Raw genomic sequence first — 21329 nt, forward strand, 5'->3', positions numbered from 1 at the left:
GGGGCTAGCCATTGAGCGCTCCTTGGTGGGTCGAGCCAGGTAGTTCGTTTGACCTCTGTGCCAACTCGAAGCTGTAGCGGATGTGCTGGTTGTGGCCGTCCGGGACGACCGGGAAGATCAGGGGGGCCTCCACGTAGCGGATCGCGTCCAGATGATTGCCGACGTCCTCGATCGTCCACGACGACCGGCACACGCCGGGGCTCTCGGCGACGACCGCCCGGGCCACGCGCCCCGCCAGCGCGATGAACAGCTCGCCGGTCACCGAGCACGACTCGTGTGCGAGCCAACCCACCACCGGCGCAACGAGTTCCGGGTCCATCGGCGGATAGGCCGAGGTATCAATGCCTTCGGCCATGCGTGTCACGGCCGCGGGCACGATCACGTTGCAGCGCACCCCCTCGGGGGCGCCTTCCAGCGCGGCGACATTGGACAACCCGATCACGCCCGCCTTCGCGGCCGCGTAGTTGGCCACGTCGTGGTTTCCGTACAGGCCGCCGATCGACGACGTCAGCACCATGCGGCCGTAGCCCGCCGCGCACATCAGGGGAAACGCCGGGCGCACCACGTTGAACGCGCCGCGCAGGTGCACGTCGAGCACGGCGTCGAAATCCTCGTAGCTCATCTCCTTCAGTGAGGCGCGACGGACGTTGCCGGCGTTGTGCACCAGGATGTCGACGCGGCCATAGTGCTCGAGCGCGGTCGCGATGATCGCGCCGCCGCCCTCGGCGGTCGCGACGGACGCGCTGCACGCGACGGCCTGCCCGCCCGCCGCGGTGATCTCGGCGACGACCTGCTCGGCCGGACCGACGTCGACCCCGGCTCCGTCGAGGGCGCCGCCGACGTCGTTGACGACCACCTTCGCCCCACGCGAGGCCAGCAGCTTCGCGTACGCACGGCCCAGCCCTCGGCCCGCTCCGGTCACCACGGCGACGCGGCCGTCGAATCGTAGTGGTGCTGCGGGGGTTTCGCTCAAGTGCCGAGCACCAGCCCGTCCAGGTCGCCCTTGTCACGCCACAGACGCAGCAAGTCCTCGAAGGCGTAGAAGCCGGGACCGTACGGTTCGCCCAGGTGCGACCGGATGCCCTCTCCCCCGCCGCCGCCTTCGTTGTTGTAGTAGCCGGGCGTGCACTGGGCGTCGAACGCCGAATTGTCGACCGCGGTTTCGCGGATCGTCGCGCACCACTGCTCCTGCGCCTCCTCGCTGGGCTCCACGGTGGTCGCCCCCCGTCTCAAGGCCTCGGCGATGACGTAGGCGATGTGCTCGCCCTGCAGTTCGTAGTTGGCGGCGATGTTGGCGGAGATGCCGACCTGGGTGAAACCGGTATAGAACTGGTTCGGGAACCCGCGGCTGGTCATCCCGTGCAGCGTCTTGTATCCGTCGCGCCAGTAGTCGAACAGCGACAGCCCGTCGCGCCCCTCGATCGTGTCCATCGAATAGCGGCGGCTGATCTCGGTGGTGATTTCGAAGCCGCTGGCATAGACGATGCAGTCGACCTCGTACTCGACGCCGCCCGCCACCAGTCCCTTTTCGGTGATCCGTTCCACGCCTTTGGAATCGGAGACGTCGACGAGGGTGACGTTGGGGCGGTTGAACACCGGCAAGAACTCGTCGTTGGACAGTGGGCGTTTGCATAGGAAGCGGTAGTAGGGCTTGAGCGCCTCGGCGGTCTGCGCATCCTCGACGATCACGTCGATGCGGCGGCGCAGCCGCTCCATCAGCTTGTAATCCTCTTCTTCGCGGATCGCCATGAACTGCTCGGGGGTCAACGACGCCGGATCGTCCAGCGCGAGCACCCGGGCCGCGGTGTTGCGCCCGAGCTCGGTCCAGAAGTCGCACACCAGATCCGGCTGACCCAGCGCCATGCCTTCGAACGTCCAGGAGTGGAAGTTGCGTTGCCGTTCCCGCTGCCAGCCCGGCCGCAACGACTTCGCCCACTCCGGATCGGTGGGCGCGTTGTTGCGCTGGTCGACCGTCGAGGGGGTGCGCTGAAAGACATAGAGGTGCTGGGTGTCTCGAGCCAGGAACGGGACGATCTGGATCGCGGTGGCGCCGGTGCCGATGACGGCCACCCTCTTGTCTGCCAGCTTGTGCAGGTTGCCGCCGCTGTCCCCGCCGGTGTAGTCGTAGTCCCACCGCGAGGAGTGGAACGCGTGCCCCTTGAAGTCCTTAATCCCCGGAATGCCAGGCAATTTCGGCCGGTGGAAGGGGCCCGACGCCAGCACCACGAACCGGGCACGGATGTCGTCGTCGCGGTTGGTGCCGATTCGCCAGCGCTTGATCTCCTCGTCCCAGCGCAGGTCGCGCACCTGGGTGGAGAAGATCGCCGAGTCGTAGAGGCCGAAATGTTTGCCGATGTTGCGGCAGTGCTGGTAGATCTCGGCGCCGTCGGCGAACTTCTTCGACGGCATGAAGTCGAGCTCTTCGAGAAGCGGTATGTAGCAATAAGATTCGTTGTCGCACTGGATGCCCGGATAGCGGTTCCAGTACCAGACGCCGCCGAAGTCGCCGCCGAGCTCGATGACGCGTACGTCGTCGACGCCGGCCTTCTTCAGGTAGGCCGCCGACAGCAGGCCCCCGAATCCGCCGCCGAGGACCGCGACGTCGATGTCCTCGCAGATCGGGTCGCGTGGCGTCGCCGGGGTGTAGGGATCGACCTCGTAGTAGCCGGCGAAGTCGTCCTCCAACTCGATGTACTGCTTGGAGCCCTCCGTGCGCAGCCGCTTTTCGCGCTCCAGCCGGTACTTCTCGCGCAGCGTGGCGATGTCGATGTCGTCGGGCGTCTGGGTGGGGCCGCAGTTGTCCTGGTGCATGGTCATGCCGATGGGGACTCCTTGCCTGAAAGTTCTCGGGGCTCACCGGCGCCCATGTATTTCGACAATTGGTAGTGCAGGTTGACGGTGCTGCGTTCGCGGTAGGGGTTGGGCTTGGTGCCCGGGAAGCCGAGCGATTTCATGCCCTGTTGCACGGCGGCCATGTTGGAGAAGTCCTGCGGCAGTACCGACCGCCACCGCGGGTCGCCGACCGGGGTGTACTCCCATTCCGTCTGGGGCTCTTGTCCTTTCGGGTACAGCTCGAAGACCGACACCTCGAACAGGCACTTGTCGGGGTTGTAACTGGGGTGCGGCCGCGCGCCGTAGCACAGCGCGCTGGTCAGGCCCTGCCCGATCTGGAAGTTCGGGAAGATCTGCCACGCGGTGCCAGCCTGCCCGAGGATGTCGGCGGGAATCGTCGGCCAGATCACGCCACGGGCCTCGTCGTCGCGGCGCGCCGACGCCAGCCAGTGCTCGAGGACCTTGTCGGCCGGTGTCCCCTCGGGCAACTCGTCGACCAGCCGCCGGGCGGCGTTCACCAGCGTCTGGGTGGTGGTGGCGTTGGTCTCCTCCATCGTGTACACCTGCATCTCCGCGGTGGACACGCGCGGATCGGCGCCGATACCGAGGCGGATCTTGGACTTGGTGGCCTCCATGTCCTCCGGGGCGTCATAGCCGATGTTGCTGTGTCGCCCTTGGGCTTTCGCCCACCCCTTGAACTCACCGAACTTGTTGAACTCCGGGTGAGTGGTGAAGACGTGGTAGGTCTCGTTGAAGGCCTCCAGCGCGACCTTCCAGTTGCAGTCGAAGGACAGCCACTTGCGCCACTTGTACCGCATGTTCTCCAGGCCGAACGGGTCGAGGATCTTCGCGGCGGGGAACAGGAAGTCGGCCAGCGGCTCGCAATCTGGGTCCATGTTGATCCATAACCAGCCGCCCCACGTGTCGACCCGCACCGGGCGAAGGTGGGTGTTGTCCGGGGTGAGCGCGTCCTGCCAGTCCTGTTGTTCGCGGATATGCGTGCACGCCCCGTCCAAGCCGTAGGTCCAGCCGTGAAAGCCACAGACGAACGACTTTCGGGTACGGGCGCAGGCATTCTTGGCGCCCTCGGGCGTGTCGATCAGCCGGCGGCCGCGGTGCATGCACACGTTGTGGTGCGCGTGAAACTCGTTCGGGCCGGTACGCACCACGATGATCGAGTCATCGAGGATGTCGTAGGTCAGGTAGCTGCCCACCTCGGGCACTTCCTCGACGCGGCCAACCTGCTGCCAGACCCGGCGCCACAGCTTGTCGCGCTCGGCGCGGGCGTAGTCCTGACAGATGTAGGCCTCGACGCCGATCGTCATCGGACTCGAGAGTTCTTCGGCACCCGCGGAATTCGTGTCTTTGGCGAGGTCGGTCATGACATCCTCCTAATTGCCGCCCGGAAGGATTCGTCTTTGAGGAAGAGCGACGTGTTGTCGGCGCCGAGGTGGCTCCACTTGAGGTCCAGCCCGCCGTCGACCAACAGCGTCTGGCCGGTGATGTAGCTCGACATCTCCGAGAGCAGAAACAGGATGGCCCCGGCCTGTTCTTCGGGCCGGCCCCGCCGGCCCATGGCGATCGCCTGACGATCCCGCTCGGGGTCCTCGTCGACGTAGGTGCGCGAGGCCGCCGTCTCGGTGACACCGGGTGCCACGGCATTGACCCGGATTCCCGCCTGCGCCAATTCGACGGCCATCGTGCGCGTCATCGCGGTGATCGCGGCCTTGGCGGACCCGTAGGCGATGTGAAACGGCGCGGTGTTCATGCCGCTGATCGAGGAGATCGACACGATCGCTCCCGGCTGGTGGTGCGCGACGAGTTCGGCCGCGACGGCCTGGCTCATGAAGAACGCCGTCTCGAGGTTGTCGGCGAAGATCTTGCGCCAGTCGCTGCGCGTCACCCGCGTCGACGGCATCCACGTCGACGGCTCGGCGCCACCGGCGACGTTGACCAGCCCGTACAAGCTCCCGTCGGCGCGGCGCGCGTGGTCGATCACCGTGGCGATGCCCTCGTCGGTCGACGCGTCGGCCGCGACGGGCACCACGGCCAGGCCCTGTCCGGCCAGCGGGGCGATGTGCTCGTCCAGGTTTTCCTTGGATCGGCTCACCGCGATCACGGTGGCCCCGGCCCGGGCGGTCATGGCCGCGACGGTGGTGCCGATCCCGCCGCCGCCGGCGCCGGAGACCACCACGATGCGGCCGGCGAGCCCGAGGTGCCCGATTTGATCGTCCATGACCTGCTTTCGGCCGCCACCGGCGCCGGCAACGACATCTGTACCAGTTTGTCCGGACAAAACATGGCATTCTGTCCCTGGGAGAACACTATTCCGACCCGTGGACTTCGCTGTCAAGATCGAGGCCCGACGCCGTGGCGGCTATTGTCTGGACTACGAGGAATTGATAACGTCCAGCCCAACCGGCTGACGGAAGGACCTCGGCGAGCATGTCCATTTCACGGGCCCTCTCCACGCGGCCCTCGCGGTACGCGGGCCCAGACGCAACCGACGTCGCGCCGGGCTGGGAGCTCGAGCGGGTCACCGCGCCCAGCCGGCTGTTCGGCGCCAACGGGCTGCGCACCGGCCCGGACGGCCGCATCTACATCGCGCAGGTGACCGGCAGCCAGATCAGCGCGCTGGACCACCGCACCGGCGAACTGGTGACCGCCAGCCCCAGGGGCGGCGACATCGTGGCGCCCGACGACGTCGCGTTCGACCCCGGCGGCAACCTGTACGCGACCGAGGTGATGGACGGCCGGGTCAGCGTGCGCGAGACCAGCGGTCGCACGCGCGTGCTGCGCGACGACGTGCCGTCGGCCAACGGCATCACCTTCCATCACGGCCGGTTGTTCATCGGGGAATGCCGGGAGGGCGGACGGCTGCTGGAATTCGACCTGTCGGGCGGCCCGCCACGGGTCCTCTTGGACAACGTGCCCTCACCGAACGCGATGGAGGTCGGTCCCGACGGTCTGCTGTACTTCCCGGTGATGGGCGCCAACGAGATCTGGCGCGTCGACCCCGATGGTGGCGAGCCGCACTGTGTCGCAACGGGTCTCGGCGTGCCCGACTCCGTCAAGTTCGATGCCCAGGGCTACCTCGTGTCGACGCAGGTGGCCAGCGGGCAGGTGCTGCGCATCGATCCCCGCAGCGGCGAGCAACGCCTGCTCGCCCAGCTGAACCCGGGGCTGGACAACTGCACCTTTGTCGGCGACCGGCTGTTCGTCTCCAACTTCACCGGCGAGATCACCGAGATATCCCCGGATGGCACAACGACATCCGTGCTGGCGGGCGGACTCAACTGGCCGTTAGACCTGGCCGTGGGCCACGACGGGCAACTCTACATCGCCGACGGCACCTACTTCTACGTCGCCCTGCCCGACGGGTCCTTGCACACCGCCGGGATGTTGTTCAGCCCCGGCTATCCCGGCTTCCTGCGCGGGCTCGCCGCGAGCGGGCCCGGCGAGTTCGTCGTCACGACATCGGGCGGCCAGGTCGCCCGCTACCGGCCCGAGGCCAGCGAAACCGAGGTGCTGGCGGACGGTTTCGATCAGCTCTACGGCGTGGCGGTGAGCCCCGGCGGTGTGGTGGTTGCGGAGTTGGGCACCGGGCGGGTGCTGGCGCTGCGGTCGGGGGACGTCGAGGTGCTGGCGACGGGCCTGCGCGAGCCGGTCGGCGTCGCGATCGACGCCGACGGGGCCCCGCTGGTGGCGGAGGCCGGCGCGGGGCGGGTGGTCAGGCTGGCCGGGTCGAGCGCCGACACCGTCGTCGCCGATCTGCAACGGCCCCAGGGCATTCTGGTCCGCGACGGCGTGCTCTATGTGGTCGATGCCGACGCCAAGGAATTGATCGCCGTCGACCTCGCCAGCCGCGCGCGCCAGACGATCGCGTCCGGGCTGCCGGTCGGCCCGCCGCCGGGCGTCACGCCCAAGCCGCTGCGCGGCATGCCACCGTTCTCCGGGCCGCAAGGTCCGTTCGCCGGCATCGCCGCCGCAGCCGATGGGACGCTGTACATTTCGGCCGATGGCGAGGGCAGCGTGCTGGCCGTACGCCCGACGGGGCACGGCCGCTGATGTCCCAGGCCATCGCGGCCGATCACCGCTACCTGCAGATCGCACGCACACTGCGCAAGGAGATCGTCGACGGGGTCTACCCGGTGGGATCTCAGCTGCCGACCGAGCACCAATTGTGTGAGCGCTTCGCGGTCAGCCGCTACACCGTTCGCGAGGCGCTGCGCCGGCTGCGGGAGGACAATCTGGTCGCGTCCCGGCCGCGGGCAGGCACCCGGGTGGTGCCGCGGCCGGCGTCGAGTTCCTATGCGCAGGACGCGATGTCGATCGAGGACCTGCTCGCGTTCGCGGCCGGCGCGCAACTGACCATCGAATCCAACGCGATGGTGACGATCGACGACGAGCTGGCCGCCCGCACCGGACTCGAGCCCGGCACCCAGTGGCTCTCGGTGCGCGGCTACCGGCAGGCCGACGACGCGTCGGTGCCGATGTGCCGCACGGAGTACTACATCAGCCGCAGTTTCGCCGCGGTCGGCAGGCTGCTGCAACGCCATGCCGGCCCGATTTTCCCGTTGATCGAGGATCTGTTCGGCGTGAGCGTCTCCCAGTTGCACCAGGAGATCGCGGCCGTCCTGCTGTCCCCGGAGCTGGCCGACGGCCTCGGCGCGGAAGCGGGAACGGCCGCGTTGCAGATGCGGCGCACCTACACGACCTCCGACGGCGAGGTGGCCCAGGTGACGATCAACACCCACCTGTCGTCGAGGTTTCGGTACGCGATGACCATGCGTCGCGTCACGGGTCAGGCCGGTTGAGTTGATCACCCGGGCCCGACACGACGCGGCGCACGCGTCAGAGGCCTACCGGCGCGGTCTGTGGGTGCACACCACGCTGGCCGATGCGCTGCGCGCCGCCGCGGAGACATCGTCTGATCGAATAGTTCTGGTGGACAACGACGTTCGGCTAGACTGCGCGACGCTGCACGCGCAGGCCGGCGCGCTGGCGGCGGCACTGCTGGCGCGCATGCCCGCCGGCAGCGTGGTGTCGTTCATGCTGCCGAACTGGCACGAGAGCGCCGTCATCTACCTGGCCGCGACGCTGGCCGGCATGGTGGTGAACCCGATCCTGCCGTCGCTGCGCGACCACGACCTGCGTTTCATCCTCGAAGATGCCGGCACCGCGATGATTTTCGTTCCGCAGCGGCACGGCGGCCACGACTACGAAGCGATGCTCGAACGGGTGACGGCCGCGATGGATTCGGCACCTGAGGTGGTGGTGCTGCGCGGCGCCGAAGCCGGGCACGGCGGTCCGCACACCTCCTATCGGGACCTGCTGGGCCAGGCGCCGAACGCCGCCGCGCTCCCGACGCTCGATCCCGACGCCGTGCGGATGATCCTGTACACGTCCGGAACGACGAGCCGACCGAAAGGCGTGCTGCACACCCATAACTCGCTGTACGCCCTCATCTGTCAGCTCCGCGAGCACTGGAACATCGATCCCGGCGACACGTTCCTGGTCCCCTCGCCGGTCGCCCATATCGGGGGCTCGATCTATGCCTTCGAATGCCCGCTGCTGCTGGGGACGACCGCGGTGCTGATGGACCGGTGGGACCCGGCGCAGGCGATCGCGCTGATGAACACCGAACGGTGCACCCACATGGCAGGGGCCACGCCGTTCCTGCAGCAGCTGCTCTCGGCCGCCGAGCGCGCCGGCACCCGCCTGCCCGACCTGAAGGTGTTCATCTGCGGCGGCGCGTCGGTCTCGCCGATGCTGATCCGGCGCGCCGCACAGTATTTCGATCGCGCCGTCTTCACCCGGGTGTACGGCTGCACCGAGGTGCCCGTCGCGACCGTCGGCGCACCCCGGCCCGACGAAGCCGAACCCGCCGCCGACACCGACGGCAGGGCCGGCATCGCCGAGATCAAGCTCGTCGCCCACGAAGCCGCGCCCGCCGGTGAGGGGGAAATCTGCGTGCGCGGACCCCAGATGCTGGTGGGCTACCGCCATCCCGAAGACGACTCTTTCGATGCCGCAGGGTTTTTCCGCACCGGGGATCTCGGCCGGTGGGTCTCGGCCGGCCTCTCGGCCGGTATTGAAGACCGGTATCTCGTCGTGACCGGGCGGGCCAAGGACGTCATCATCCGCAGCGGCGAGAACATCTCGGCCAAGGAGGTCGAGGACCTGCTCGCCGACCATCCCGGGATCGCTGAGATCGCGGTGGTCGGGCTGCCCGACGAACGCACCGGGGAACGGGCCTGCGCGGTGATCGTCCCGGCGGGCGACGAGAGCCCGGACGTCGCGAGCCTGCTCACGACGCTGGTGAGCAAGGGCGTCGCCAAATTCAAGGCGCCCGAACAGGTCGTGATCTGGGATGCCCTCCCGAAGAACGACGCGGGCAAAGTCCTCAAGCATCGGATCCGGGCGGCTCTCACACAGGGCGGAGACTAAGGATGGGTGAGATGCAGGTCGCAATCGTCACCGGCGCGAGCAGCGGCATCGGGCTGGGCTGCGCCACCAAACTCGCCGAGATGGGCATGGCGGTCCTCGGGACGGGCCGCGACCAGGACCGGCTCGCCGAGCTGCACAAGGCGATCGGCGATCCGGAACGCGTTGCCACGCTTGCCGTCGACCTGACCGACGACGACGCGCCGCGACGCATCGTGGAGCGTGCCGTGCAGCGGTGGGGCCGCATCGATTACCTGATCAACAACGCCGGCGTGGGCAGCCCCAAGCCACTGCACGAGACCGACGACCACACCCTGGACTACTTCCTGGGTTTGATGCTGCGGGCACCGTTTCGGCTCGCGCGTGACGTGCTGCCCCACATGCGACCCGGCTCGGCGATCATCAATGTGACATCGACGTTCGCGGTCGTCGGCGGCCTGCGGGGCGGAGCCTATTCCGCGGCCAAGGGCGGGCTCACCGCCCTGACCACCCACATCGCCTGCCAATACGGCGCATCGGGCATCCGCTGCAACGCCGTCGCGCCCGGCGTCACGGTCACGCCGATGGTCGAGAAGCGGTTGGAAGACGAGCGATTCCGCAAGATCAACACCGAGATGACACCGCACCAGCGGTTGGGCCGCATCGACGACATCGCCAGCACGGTCGCCTTCTTGTGCTCGCCGGGCGGCAGCTTCATCAACGGCCAGACGATCGTCGTCGACGGCGGATGGAGCTCGACGAAGTACCTGTCGGAGTTCGCCCTGTCCTCCCAGTGGATCGAGCGATGAATCTGTTCGCGATGCTCGACCAGGCGGCGAGCCGGCACCCAGACCGCGGCGCGCTGTATCACGGCACCCGCCGCCTGTGCACCTGGATCGAACTGCGCGACAGGGTGTTACGGCTGGCCGCATCGATCCGCCAACAGCACGGGGCCGGCGCCCGCATCGCGATCGCGACCCACAACCGCCCCGAGATCGTCGAGTTGATGTTCGCGATCTGGGCCGCCGAGTGCGTCGTCGTCCCCATCAACTACAAGCTGCATCCCCGCGAAATGGCCGAGATCCTCGACGACGCGGGCGCGGCGCGGGTGTTCGCGTCCTCGGCCATCGGCGGCGAACTGGCGCCGATCGTCGCGACACAGATGGAAACCTTTGAGTCCGAGGACTACTCGCGGCGGCTCGCCGTCGTCCCGTCGTTGCCGCCGCGCACGGACCCGTCGGCGCTCGCGTGGCTGTTCTACACCAGCGGAACCACCGGCCGATCCAAGGGCGCGATGCTGTCGCACCGCAATCTCACGGCGATGACCGTCGCGCACCTCGCCGACATCGACGCCCCCGACGAGGGCTGCAGCCTCCTGCACGCGGCACCCATGTCGCACGGCTCGGGCCTCTACGTCCTGCCGTACGTGCTGCGCGCCGCCCGGCAGGTGGTGCCCGAGTCGGGCGCGTTCGATCCCGACGAATTCCTCGATCTGTGCGAGCATCACCCCGGCGGCAGCGCGTTTCTCGCTCCGACGATGGTGCAGCGGCTGGTGGATACGGGCCGCGCCTGCCCGGCCAACCTGAGAACGATCGTCTACGGCGGCGGTCCGATGTATGTCGAAAGCCTGCGCAAGGCGATCGCGGCGTTCGGCCCGATCTTCGCCCAGATCTACGGGCAGGGCGAATCACCGATGACCATCACCGGATTGCGCCGCGCCGACCACGAATCCGGCGACGACGCAACCCTGGGATCGGTCGGCTATGCGCGGTCCGGGATGGACGTCGCGGTGCTGCGCGCCGACGGCGGCCCCGCACCCGTCGGCGAGATCGGCGAAATCGTCTGCCGCGGCGACGCGGTGATGTCCGGCTACTGGCGAAACCCCGACGCGACCCGCGCCACCCTCAACGAGGGCTGGCTCTACACCGGGGACATGGGCTCGTTCGACGCGCGCGGATTCCTCACGCTGCGCGATCGGTCGAAGGACGTCGTCATCAGCGGCGGCAGCAACATCTACCCGCGCGAGGTGGAGGAGGTCCTGCTCGAGCACCCCGCGGTCGCGGAGGCGTGCGTGGTCGGCACTCCGGACCCCGAGTGGGGCGAGGTGGTGGTCGCATTCGTCGTCGGCACAGGCGATTCCGTCGACCCGGCGGCGCTGGACGCGCACCTATTGCGGCGCATCGCCCGCTTCAAACGTCCCAAACGCTACGAATTCGTCGGCGAGCTACCGAAAAACAGCTACGGCAAGGTGCTCAAGCGGGAACTGCGTGCCAGCCTGGCGCCGGTCCCGCCGCGGCGCCAGGAATGCCACGAGACATCAAGGAGGTCGCAATGAAGTGTCGCGCCGCTGTCATCCGCGGGGTGGGCCAGGACTGGGAGATCAGCGAAATCGAGCTGGATCCGCCCCGCGGCGGGGAAGTCCTGGTCCGGATGGCCGTCGCCGGGATCTGTCACTCCGACGACCATCTGTTCACCGGCGATGTGGTGCCGACCCCCGAGGCGCTGGCCGCGAGCGGCCAGCCGGCGCCGGACTGGTTCCCCCTGCTAGGCGGTCACGAGGGCGCCGGTGTCGTCGAAGAAGTCGGGCCCGGCGTGACCACGGTGCAACCGGGAGACCGCGTGGCGCTGTCCTTCATCCCCGCGTGCGGCAGCTGCCGGTTCTGTGTGAACGGTCAGAGCTACATCTGCGACATCGGTGCGAGCCTGTTCGTGCGGGAGATGCCCACCGACGGCACCTGCCGCCGCCACCTCGGTGACGAAAACCTGTTGGCTTACGGGCAACTCGGCACGTTCGCCGAATACGCGGTGCTGTCGGAAAGGTCCGTGATCAAGATCGACGACGCGATCCCGTTCCATGCCGCCTCGCTGGTGTCGTGCGGGGTCAGCACCGGCTGGGGTTCCGCGACGATCTCGGCGGGCACCGAGCCCGGCGACACCGTCGTGGTCATCGGCGCCGGCGGCGTCGGGATGAATGCCCTGCAAGGCGCGCGTGCCGTCGGCGCCAAATTCGTCGTTGCGGTCGATCCCGTTGAGTCCAAACGTGATTCGGCCAAGATCTTCGGTGCCACGCACACCGTCGCCTCCGCCGCGGACGCGATACCCCTGGTCAGGGAGATCACCGCCGGCCTGATGGCCGACCGCGTCGTCGTCTGTCCCGGGGTGGTCCACGTGGACCTGCTTCCGCAGGCGATGACGCTGCTTCGCAAAGGCGGCATCTGCGTGCTCACCGGCATCACCCCGTTCACCGAGCCCCCGGTTCCGTTGGTCCTGCAGGAGATGACGCTGTCGGCCAAGCAGCTCAGGGGGGCGCTCTACGGCGGTATGAACCCGCGCACCAGCGTGCCGATGCTGTTGTCGCTGTACCAGGCGGGCGCGGTGAAACTCGACGAGTTGGTCACGCGCCACTACCGGCTCGACCAGATCAACGAGGCGATGGCGGACCTGCGCGAGGGCCGCAACATTCGCGGCGTCATCGATTTCGCGGGCGTCTAACCGGCGGCTCACCCGGATTCGAAGTGCCTCCGGATGCCGGCCAGCATCTCGGCGTGCGCCTTGACCGCCTCGCGGATGGTCACCCCGGCAAGGAGTCGCGGCGCGGCGATCCGGATGCGCTCGGTGACGCGGGTGTCACCGCCGTCGGGCTCGAAGCTGACCGTGCCGCGTAACCGCACCCCGGGTGACTGATCAGCCTCGGTCAGCACGTCGCCGGCAACGGGCACCCGCAGCCGGGCCTGGTAGGCGGTGCGGACGGTGAACGGCCCCAACGGGATTCGATCTACCACCCGATAGCTCTGCTGGTAGCCCTCCGCGGTTTCGCTGCGGGACAACGTTTCCACGGACACGATCAGCGGGTGCACGAGCCTGATGTTGTTTAGGTCCACATAGAAATTGCGCACCGCATCGGGCGGGGCGGGCACGCGCTCCGACAGCCTCCGGTTGGCGTTCACGAAAAGCAACGACCGAGCCCGCGAATGTAACGCCACGGCGACATTCTGCCGGTTTTTTCGCCGTGGCGTTACGCTCGGCGCGAATCAAGGAGTTCGGCCGCCAGGTAGCGGTCTATTCCCTCGCTTGCGGAATTGACCTAACGTGTCATGGATGGAGGCAGATGGAACTCCGGAGTCGGTGCCGGTCGAGAAATTGCACTCGGGCGACCCGATCACCGATTGTGGTCAGCGGTACATAGTTCTCGAATCGAAGGCGCTCAGCGACTGCGTGGTCCTCGAGCTCGAATCCCGAGTGGATCACCAGCTGCAGGTCATCGAGAAGTCCTTCCCGGCCGGTTACCAGGTCGGCAGGGCGAACCACCGAATTCTCTAGCCAAAAATCTTCGGTGGCATAGTGCGCGAGTAGCCGGTCGACGGCTACCGCGCATTCGTGCTTTTCGGGCCGATTCCGTCCTGGCTCCTTCGCGGCGGGCGGATGTCGTTGGGGTCGTTGGGATCCGGCTCGCCGAACCAGCGTGACGGCGCGTGCTCGCCGTATTCGTCGTGCCAGTCCCACCACTCGTAGGGTGCGGTCTGCGGGTAGCCCTCGGGCGAATCCTCCCAACTTTCCTGGCGTCCGAGCGCGGTCATGTCCAGGAAGCTCCAGGTGGTCCCCAACGCCTCGTCACCGCGGTTGTTGATGAAGTAGGTGCGAAACACCCGATCGCCGTCGTGGATGAAGGCGTTGGTGCCGTGCCATTCGTCGACGCCGAAGTCGGCGTCGAACGTGTCGGTGATCGTGTACCAAGGCATCTTCCAGTCCATCCGGGCCTTCAGGCGCTCGATGTCGGGCTGCGGTGCCCGCGACGCGAACACCAGCGTCGTGTCGCGGGCGTTGAGGTGCGCCAGGTTGCCGACGTGGTCGGCCATCATCGAGCAGCCCCGGCAGCCGTGCTCGGGCCAGCCGTCGATGTCGGGCCCGTAGAAGGCGCGGTAGACCACGAGTTGGCGCCGGCCCTGGAACAGGTCCAGCAGGTTGACCGTGCCCTCGGGCCCCTCGAAGCGGTAGTCGGAGTTCGCGGCCATCCAGGGCATCCGGCGCCGCCGGGCCGCGAGCGCGTCCCGAGCGCGGGTGAGTTCCTTTTCCTCTTCCAGCAGTTGTCGATGCGCGGTCGCCCACTCCTGGGCCGTCACGATCGGGGGTGTGTTCATCGGTGTCCGTCCTTGCAGTGTCGGGTGTTTCAGGTCAGCGGCGCGAGGCCGGCGGAGGTGAGTAGGTAGGCGTCGTGGTCCGCGCCCGCGGTCGCGATCTCGAGCACCGACTTGCCCACCTGTTCGGCGGTGAGCGCGGGTCCGGCGGCCTGGAGGAAGGTGTCGACGTCGACGCCTTGACGCTCGGCGTAGGCGGCGACGGCGGCCGCGCCCAGGTCGGTGGCCGGGGTCAGCCGCGGCAGCACGGCGGTGAAGCCGATCCCCAGTCCCGCGCGTTGCGATTCGCCGGCGGCATAGCCGGTGATGAACCTGACGGTCGCCTTCGCACCCGCATAACCACCGGACAGCGGCGATCCGGCCAGGGCGGCGCCGCTCGACATCGCGATCACCGAGCTGCCCGGCGCCAGCGGGCGCCGCAGCGCGTCACGAACCCAGTGAAACGCCTGCGCCACGTCGGAATTCCAGTTGTCGCTGAACGTCTCCCAGCTCTGTTCCTGCAGCGGCGCCATCCGCGGTGCGGCCCCGGCGCACAGCACCAGGGTGCGTGGCCGGTACCGGTCGATGAGCCGGCCGGCCGTCAAGGGATCGGCGGCGTCGGCCACCACCGGGACGAAGTTGTCACCCAGCTGCGCGTGCGCCTCCTCGAGTTGTGATCGGGTGCGCGCGATGCCGACGACCTGGGCGCCGGCCGTCGTCAACGCGGCCGCGATCGCGCGGCCGAATCCGCGGCCGGCCCCGGTCACGATCGCGGTGCTGCCGACGAATCCGTCGGTGCGGGGATTTCGGGTCTGGTTCATGTCGTGCTCGCTTCCTCACGTGGACTGCGGCCGTGTCGCGGCTTCACTAGTTGAGATACGGCCCGGCGGCCGGATTCATCGCTTTGGGGCCGATGAATTTCGGCCGCGGGATGTCTCTACAGGAGTAGGTTCGTCGCGCACCGAGAGGAGAGGGTCGTGCCGGCGCAGGAGGAGTTCGTCGAGCGGGCGGCGCCATTTCGTGCCGAGCTGATCGCGCATTGCTACCGCATGCTGGGATCGGTGCACGACGCCGAAGACCTTGTCCAGGAGACGTATCTCCGGGGCTGGCGCGGCTATCAGGCGTTCGAGGAACGCGCGGCGTTGAAGACCTGGCTGTACCGGATCGCGACGACGGCCTGTCTGCGCGCGCTGGAGAACCGCGCCCGCCGCGTGCTGCCGGCGGGGCTGGCTGACGGCTCGAGGGACCCGGACGTCGACCTCGATGCGGCGGCGGGCGCGCACGCGTGGCTCGAACCCATTCCGGACACCATGATGTTCAAGGGGCCCGAAGAGGACGTCACCGCGAAGCAGAGCGTGCGGCTGGCGGTGATGACCGCCCTTCAGGAGCTCCCGGCGCGCCAGCGCGCGGTGTTGATTCTGCGCGACGTCGTCCAATTCAGCGCCGCCGAGGTTGCCGAGCTCCTGGAAACCACGCCCGCCGCGGTCAACAGTTCGCTGCAGCGCGCCCGGGCCCGCCTCGCCGAGCTGTCCCCCGCCGAGGAACACATGTCCGAGCCCGACGACGCCCGGCGGCGTGAATTGCTCGACCGGTACTGCGCGGCATTCGAAAACGCGGACATGGCGGCGCTGACCGCGCTGCTGCAGGCCGACGTCAAACTCGAAATGCCGCCGCTGCCAGTGTGGTTCGCCGGCCGGGACACGGTGCTGCGGTTCCTTGCCCAGCGCGCCCTGGCTCAACCCGGCGATATCGCGATGATCCCGACCGCCGCGAACGCGCAGCCCGCCGTCGCCGAGTACCGCCGCGCCGCCGACCGCGTGCTGCGGGCCCATTCCATCCACGTGATAACCCCGGGTGCCGCCGGGATCGCCGGCATCACCGTCTTTCTCGACCCGGGCCTGTTCACTGCGTTTGGTTTATCGCCGAGCCGGTAATGTTTGTGCCAGGGACGTGATCGCAGCCCTTGCCATCTAGGGAAGCCCGACCTGCATCGACCTACATCGCCGCGGATGTCGTCGCAGGGTTTACCTTCCCGCCCCACGTGTGGACAGGTCCTTCACACGCCAGGATCATTAGGCGCGGGAGACGTATTTGAAGGGTGACGAGTGAAGATTCCCGGCGTTTCCAGCGTCGTCGCTGGTGTGGCCGGCGGAGCCGCGCAGATGGTGCGGGCCGGCGTATCGACTGCGGCGGGCGCCGCCGGCGCGCTGCAGACGTTGGCCAGCCCGGTGGCCGAGCTCGCGGGTCCCGTGATCCAATCGGTGGCCCAAACCACGGGCCGGGCAATCGGGATGGACACTTCCACCGACGGCACCGCCGCCCCGATCACGCCGCCGGTGCGCTGGCACAGCGGGCAACGCGTGCACCTGGACCTGGATCCGTTGCTGCCGTTCCCCCGCTGGGGCGAATACGCGCCCGCCGTCGAGGAGCCGGTGCGCAGAATCCCGGGGGTGGCCAAGGCCCACGTCGAGGGCTCGTTGGGCCGGTTGGTGGTCGAACTCTCCGACGGCGCGGACCACGACGCCGTCTTGGACGAGGTCCGGGCGACGGTCGCGTCCATCGCCGCCGACATCACCTGGTCGAAGTCGGAGGTGGCGACCCCGTCGGCGCCCTTCGCCGACCCGGGCAACCCCCTGGCGCTTCTGGTGCCCCTCACCGCGGCGGCACTGGATCTGGTCGCGATGAGCGCCGCGGTGACCGGATGGGTGACCCGGCTGCCCTCGGCGCCGCAGACCACCCGGGCCGCGGCCGCGCTCATCAACCATCAACCGCGCATGGTCGCGATCCTCGAGGCGCGGCTGGGCCGGGTAGGAACCGACATCGCGCTGGCCGCGACGACGGCCGCCGCCCACGGCCTCACGCAGTCGTTCGGCACGCCGATGCTCGACCTGACCCAGCGCACCCTGCAGGTCTCCGAGGCCGCGGCGCACCGCCGGGTGTGGCGGGACCGGGAACCCCACTTGGCCTCGCCCCAACGGCCGCAGGCGCCGGTCGTCCCGGTCATCTCGTCGGCCAAGTCGGAGGTGCCCCGGCACAGCTGGGCGGCCGCGGCGGCCGGCGAGGCGTCGCACGTCGTGGTCGGGGGAACCATCGACGCGGCGATGGACAAGGCGAAGGGCTCGATGGCCGGGCCGGTGGAGAGCTACGTCGATTCCGCGGCGAACGGCTCGTTGATCGCCGCGGTCAGCGCGCTGGTGGCCGGCGGCGGCACCGAGGACGCGGCCGCGGCCATCGAGGCCGGGGTGCCGCGGGCCGCGCACATGGGCCGCCAGGCGTTCGCGGCGGTGTTGGGCCGCGGGCTCGCCAATTCCGGTCAGCTGGTGCTCGACCCGGGGGCGCTGCGCCGCCTGGATCGGGTGAAGGTGGTCGTCATCGACGGCGCCGCGCTGCGCGGTGACCACCGCGCCGTCCTGCGGGTCCGCGGCGACGCGCCCGGCTGGGACGAGGACCGGGTCTATGAGGTCGCCGACGCGCTGCTGCACGGCGAGCAGGCGCCCGAGCCCGATCCGGACGAGTTGCCGGCAACCGGCGCGCGACTGAAATGGGTTCGCAACCAAGGGCCTTCGGCCGCGCCCGCGCAGGGCCTGGAGAGCGCCGACCTGATGGTCGACGGCGAATGCGTCGGCAGCGTCGACGTGGGCTGGGAGGTCGACCCCTACGCCATTCCGCTGTTCCAGACCGCGCACCGCACGGGCGCGCGGGTGGTCCTTCGCCACGTCGCCGGCACCGAGGACCTCACCGCCAGCGTCGGCGCGACGCACCCGCCCGGCACCCCGCTGTTGAACGTCGTCCGCGAGCTGCGGGCCGATCGCGGACCGGTGCTGCTGATCACCGCGCTGCACCGCGACTTCGCGTCGACCGACACCCTGGCCGCGCTCGCGATCGCCGATGTCGGTGTGGCGCTTGATGATCCGCGCGCCGCCACGGCGTGGACCGCGGACATCATCACCGGTACCGACCTGGCCGACGCGGTGCGGATCCTCTCGGCGATCCCGGTGGCCCGATCGGCCAGCGAATCGGCGGTGCACCTGGCCCAGGGCGGCACCACGCTGGCCGGGCTGCTGCTGGTCACCGGTGAGCAGGAAAAGACCACCAGCCCGGTGAGCTTTCGGCGCTGGCTCAACCCGGTCAACGCCGCCGCGGCCACGGCCCTGGTGGCGGGGACGTTCTCGGCGACCCGGGTGGTCCGGCTGCCCGACCCGACTCCCCAACCGCTGACCGCCTGGCACGCGCTGGATCCCGAGATCGTCTATTCGCGGCTGGCCGGCGGCGCGCGGCCGTTGGCCGTCGAGACCGAACCGTCGTGGCGACGCCGCCTCGACGACCTGTCCTACAGCCCGGGCCTGGCGCCGCTGCGCAAGCCGCTGCACAGCGTGGTCCGGCTGGCGTCGGCGACCCGGACCGAGCTCGCCGACCCGCTGACCCCGATCCTGGCCGTCGGGGCGGCGGCGTCGGCGATCGTCGGCAGCAACATCGATGCTCTCCTGGTCGCGGGCGTCATGACGGTCAACGCGATAACCGGTGGGGCGCAACGACTCCGGGCCGAGTCCGCGGCCGCCGAGCTGTTCGCCGAGCAGGACCAGATGGTGCGCCGGGTGGTCGTTCCCGCGGTCGCGACGACGCGCCGCCGGCTCGACGCCGCCCAGCACGCCACCCGCACGGCGACGGTGTCGGCGAAGTCGCTGCGGCCCGGCGACGTCATCGATCTGGCCGCGCCCGAGGTGGTACCGGCCGACGCCCGCCTGCTGGTGGCCGAGGACCTCGAGGTCGACGAGTCCCTGCTCACCGGCGAGTCACTGCCGGTGGACAAGCAGGTGGACCCCGTCGCCGTCAACGACCCCGACCGGGCGAGCATGCTCTTCGAGGGCAGCACCATCGTTGCCGGCCATGCCCGGGCGATCGTCGTGGCGACCGGGGTCGGGACCGCCGCGCACCGCGCGATCTCGGCGGTCGCCGACGTCGAGACCGCCGCCGGAATCCAAGCCCGGCTGCGCGAACTCACCAGCAAGGTGCTCCCCCTGACCCTGGCCGGCGGCGCGACCGTGTCGGCGTTGGCGCTGCTGCGGCGCGCCCCGCTGCGCCAGGCGGTGGCCGACGGCGTCGCGATCGCGGTGGCCGCCGTCCCCGAGGGGCTGCCCCTGGTGGCCACCCTCTCCCAGCTCTCGGCCGCCCAGCGGTTGACGGCCCGCGGCGCGCTGGTCCGCGCGCCACGCACCATCGAAGCGTTGGGCCGCGTCGACACCATCTGCTTCGACAAGACCGGCACGCTCACCGAGAACCGGCTGCGCGTGGTGTGCGCCGTGCCGGTCGGGGTCGACCCGCACGACGCGCTCCCCGAACTGACCGAGCCGCAATCGGCGGGGCTGCTGCGGGCCGCCGCGCGGGCATCCGCCCAGCCGCAGGACGGCCAGGGCCACGCCCACGCCACCGACGAGGCGATCCTCACCGCCGCGAATTCGCTGAACGGCCATGGCGATTCGGAGTGGACGATGATCGCCGAGGTGCCCTTCGAGTCCAGCCGCGGCTTCGCGGCGGCGATCGGCGCCCTGGGCCACGGTGGCAGCGTCAACGGGAACGCCGCGGACGCGCCGGTACTGATCCTCAAGGGAGCACCTGAAGTCATCCTGCCGCGCTGCCGGTTCGCCGAGCCGCAGGCCGACCAGGAGCGGGCGGAGACCGTCGTCCGCGGCCTCGCCGAACAGGGCTTGCGAGTGTTGGCGGTGGCGCAGCGCGGCTGGAAACACGAGACCGACGACGACGACACCGACGCGGACGCCGTGGACGCCGCAGCCGAGGACCTCGAACTGCTCGGCTACATCGGCTTGGCGGACACCGCCCGGGCGTCGGCCCGCCCGCTGATCGAAGCGCTCACCGACGCCGACCGCGACGTGGTGCTGATCACCGGCGACCACCCCGTCACCGCGCGGGCGATCGCCCGGCAGCTGGGCCTGCCCGCCGATGCGCGGGTGATCACCGGCGCCGAGCTCGCCGGTCTCGACGAGGACGCGTGCGCCAAGATGGTCGCCGATGTGCAGGTCTTCGCGCGTGTCAGCCCGGAGCAGAAGGTGCAGATCGTGGCCGCGCTGCAGCGCTGCGGGCGGGTCACCGCGATGGTCGGCGACGGCGCCAACGACGCCGCGGCGATCCGAATGGCCGACGTGGGGATCGGGGTGAGCGGGCGCGGGTCGTCGGCCGCCCGCGGCGCCGCGGACATCGTGTTGACCGACGAGGATCTCGGCGTGCTGCTCGACGCCCTGGTCGAGGGCCGCAGCATGTGGGCGGGCGTCCGGGACGCCGTCACGATTCTGGTCGGCGGCAACGTCGGCGAAGTGTTGTTCACGATCATCGGCACCGCCTTCGGCGCGGGGCGCGCGCCGGTGGGCACCCGTCAGCTGCTGCTGGTCAACCTGCTCACCGACATGTTCCCCGCGCTCGCGGTCGCGGTCACGTCGCAATACGTCGAACCCGACGAGGACGAGTACGAATCCCCCGAGGAGGCCGAAGAGGCGCGGCGGCAGCACCGGCGCGCGGTGCTGACCGGCCCCACGCCCTCCCTCGACGCCCCGCTGATGCGCCAGATCGTCACCCGCGGCGCCGTGACCGCAGCCGGGGCGACTGCGGCCTGGGCCATCGGGCGCTGGACGCCGGGCACCGAACGCCGCACGGCGACAATGGGTTTGACCGCCCTGGTCACCACGCAGCTGGCGCAGACGCTGCTGACCCGCCGGCACAGCCCGCTGGTGATAGCGACCGCGCTGGGCAGCGCCGGTGTGCTGGTCGGCATCGTCCAGACCCCGGTGCTCAGCCAGTTCTTCGGCTGCACGCCGCTGGGGCCGATCGCCTGGTCGGGCGTGCTGGGTTCCACCGCGGGCGCCACTGTGGTCTCGGCGCTGGCGCCCAACTGGCTGGCCAAGCAGGTCGCCGCGCTGGAGCCCGGCGAGGAGTAGACGATGGTGT

The 21329-nt window shown here is 69.5% G+C and carries 16 protein-coding genes; 9 read left to right on the forward strand and 7 right to left on the reverse strand.

What is annotated here, in order from left to right:
- Positions 1 to 4 precede the first annotated feature (4 nt).
- The 4 genes from G6N26_RS17200 to G6N26_RS17215 are packed head-to-tail and all read right to left on the reverse strand — an operon-like array spanning position 5 to position 5068.
- A complete protein-coding gene (locus tag G6N26_RS17200) occupies positions 5 to 973 on the reverse strand; it encodes an SDR family NAD(P)-dependent oxidoreductase (protein ID WP_083017912.1) in 969 nt (322 codons plus the stop codon).
- Positions 970 to 2817, reverse strand: coding sequence for a flavin-containing monooxygenase (locus G6N26_RS17205; RefSeq protein ID WP_067175919.1), 1848 nt, complete (start codon positions 2815 to 2817; stop codon positions 970 to 972). The genes G6N26_RS17200 and G6N26_RS17205 overlap by 4 nt, the downstream gene beginning before the upstream one ends.
- The gene (locus tag G6N26_RS17210; RefSeq protein ID WP_083017914.1) at positions 2814 to 4214 is read right to left on the reverse strand and encodes an aromatic ring-hydroxylating oxygenase subunit alpha; all 1401 of its coding nucleotides are present in this window, start codon (positions 4212 to 4214) and stop codon (positions 2814 to 2816) included. The genes G6N26_RS17205 and G6N26_RS17210 overlap by 4 nt, the downstream gene beginning before the upstream one ends.
- Positions 4211 to 5068, reverse strand: a complete 858-nt coding sequence (locus G6N26_RS17215; RefSeq protein ID WP_083017918.1) for an SDR family NAD(P)-dependent oxidoreductase — start codon at positions 5066 to 5068, stop codon at positions 4211 to 4213. Before G6N26_RS17215 ends, G6N26_RS17210 begins: the two co-directional genes overlap by 4 nt.
- 209 nt (positions 5069 to 5277) lie before the next feature.
- On the opposite strand from G6N26_RS17215, the gene G6N26_RS17220 reads away from it, so the two are divergent.
- Genes G6N26_RS17220 through G6N26_RS17245 form a run of 6 tightly spaced genes read left to right on the forward strand, consistent with a single transcriptional unit; the run spans position 5278 to position 12750 of the window.
- Positions 5278 to 6900 carry an SMP-30/gluconolactonase/LRE family protein gene (locus G6N26_RS17220; RefSeq protein ID WP_083017920.1) on the forward strand — a complete coding sequence of 541 codons (1623 nt, stop codon included), beginning with the start codon at positions 5278 to 5280 and terminating at the stop codon, positions 6898 to 6900.
- Positions 6900 to 7649 carry a GntR family transcriptional regulator gene (locus G6N26_RS17225; RefSeq protein WP_083017922.1) on the forward strand — a complete coding sequence of 250 codons (750 nt, stop codon included), beginning with the start codon at positions 6900 to 6902 and terminating at the stop codon, positions 7647 to 7649. Before G6N26_RS17220 ends, G6N26_RS17225 begins: the two co-directional genes overlap by 1 nt.
- A 4-nt stretch (positions 7650 to 7653) precedes the next feature.
- Positions 7654 to 9282 (forward strand): AMP-binding protein, encoded by a 1629-nt coding sequence (locus tag G6N26_RS17230; protein WP_232067606.1) that lies wholly within the window; start codon positions 7654 to 7656, stop codon positions 9280 to 9282.
- A 2-nt stretch (positions 9283 to 9284) separates the two neighbouring features.
- Positions 9285 to 10067, forward strand: coding sequence for an SDR family NAD(P)-dependent oxidoreductase (locus G6N26_RS17235; protein WP_082991560.1), 783 nt, complete (start codon positions 9285 to 9287; stop codon positions 10065 to 10067).
- Positions 10064 to 11593, forward strand: coding sequence for an acyl-CoA synthetase (locus tag G6N26_RS17240; RefSeq protein WP_179960227.1), 1530 nt, complete (start codon positions 10064 to 10066; stop codon positions 11591 to 11593). Before G6N26_RS17235 ends, G6N26_RS17240 begins: the two co-directional genes overlap by 4 nt.
- Positions 11590 to 12750 carry an NDMA-dependent alcohol dehydrogenase gene (locus tag G6N26_RS17245; RefSeq protein ID WP_083017926.1) on the forward strand — a complete coding sequence of 387 codons (1161 nt, stop codon included), beginning with the start codon at positions 11590 to 11592 and terminating at the stop codon, positions 12748 to 12750. The genes G6N26_RS17240 and G6N26_RS17245 overlap by 4 nt, the downstream gene beginning before the upstream one ends.
- 8 nt (positions 12751 to 12758) lie before the next feature.
- Here G6N26_RS17245 and G6N26_RS17250 read toward each other — a convergent pair whose 3' ends face one another.
- Positions 12759 to 13241 carry an SRPBCC family protein gene (locus tag G6N26_RS17250; RefSeq protein ID WP_083017928.1) on the reverse strand — a complete coding sequence of 161 codons (483 nt, stop codon included), beginning with the start codon at positions 13239 to 13241 and terminating at the stop codon, positions 12759 to 12761.
- A 115-nt stretch (positions 13242 to 13356) separates the two neighbouring features.
- On the opposite strand from G6N26_RS17250, the gene G6N26_RS17255 reads away from it, so the two are divergent.
- Positions 13357 to 13578 (forward strand): hypothetical protein, encoded by a 222-nt coding sequence (locus G6N26_RS17255; RefSeq protein ID WP_067175893.1) that lies wholly within the window; start codon positions 13357 to 13359, stop codon positions 13576 to 13578.
- Between the two features lie 44 nt (positions 13579 to 13622).
- Here the strand turns inward: G6N26_RS17255 and G6N26_RS17260 are convergent, their stop codons facing one another.
- Both G6N26_RS17260 and G6N26_RS17265 read right to left on the reverse strand, forming a co-directional pair.
- The gene (locus tag G6N26_RS17260; protein WP_083017929.1) at positions 13623 to 14396 is read right to left on the reverse strand and encodes a DUF899 domain-containing protein; all 774 of its coding nucleotides are present in this window, start codon (positions 14394 to 14396) and stop codon (positions 13623 to 13625) included.
- 29 nt (positions 14397 to 14425) lie between these two features.
- Positions 14426 to 15193, reverse strand: coding sequence for an SDR family oxidoreductase (locus G6N26_RS17265; protein WP_083017931.1), 768 nt, complete (start codon positions 15191 to 15193; stop codon positions 14426 to 14428).
- Between the two features lie 156 nt (positions 15194 to 15349).
- On the opposite strand from G6N26_RS17265, the gene G6N26_RS17270 reads away from it, so the two are divergent.
- Both G6N26_RS17270 and G6N26_RS17275 read left to right on the forward strand, forming a co-directional pair.
- A complete protein-coding gene (locus G6N26_RS17270; protein WP_083017933.1) occupies positions 15350 to 16306 on the forward strand; it encodes a sigma-70 family RNA polymerase sigma factor in 957 nt (318 codons plus the stop codon).
- A 171-nt stretch (positions 16307 to 16477) separates the two neighbouring features.
- Positions 16478 to 21319: a cation-translocating P-type ATPase gene (locus G6N26_RS17275; protein WP_083017935.1), complete on the forward strand. Its 4842-nt coding sequence runs from the start codon at positions 16478 to 16480 to the stop codon at positions 21317 to 21319.
- The last annotated feature ends 10 nt before the right edge of the window (positions 21320 to 21329 follow it).

Origin of the sequence: Mycobacterium marseillense, assembly GCF_010731675.1 — a bacterium.
GTDB lineage: Bacteria > Actinomycetota > Actinomycetes > Mycobacteriales > Mycobacteriaceae > Mycobacterium > Mycobacterium marseillense.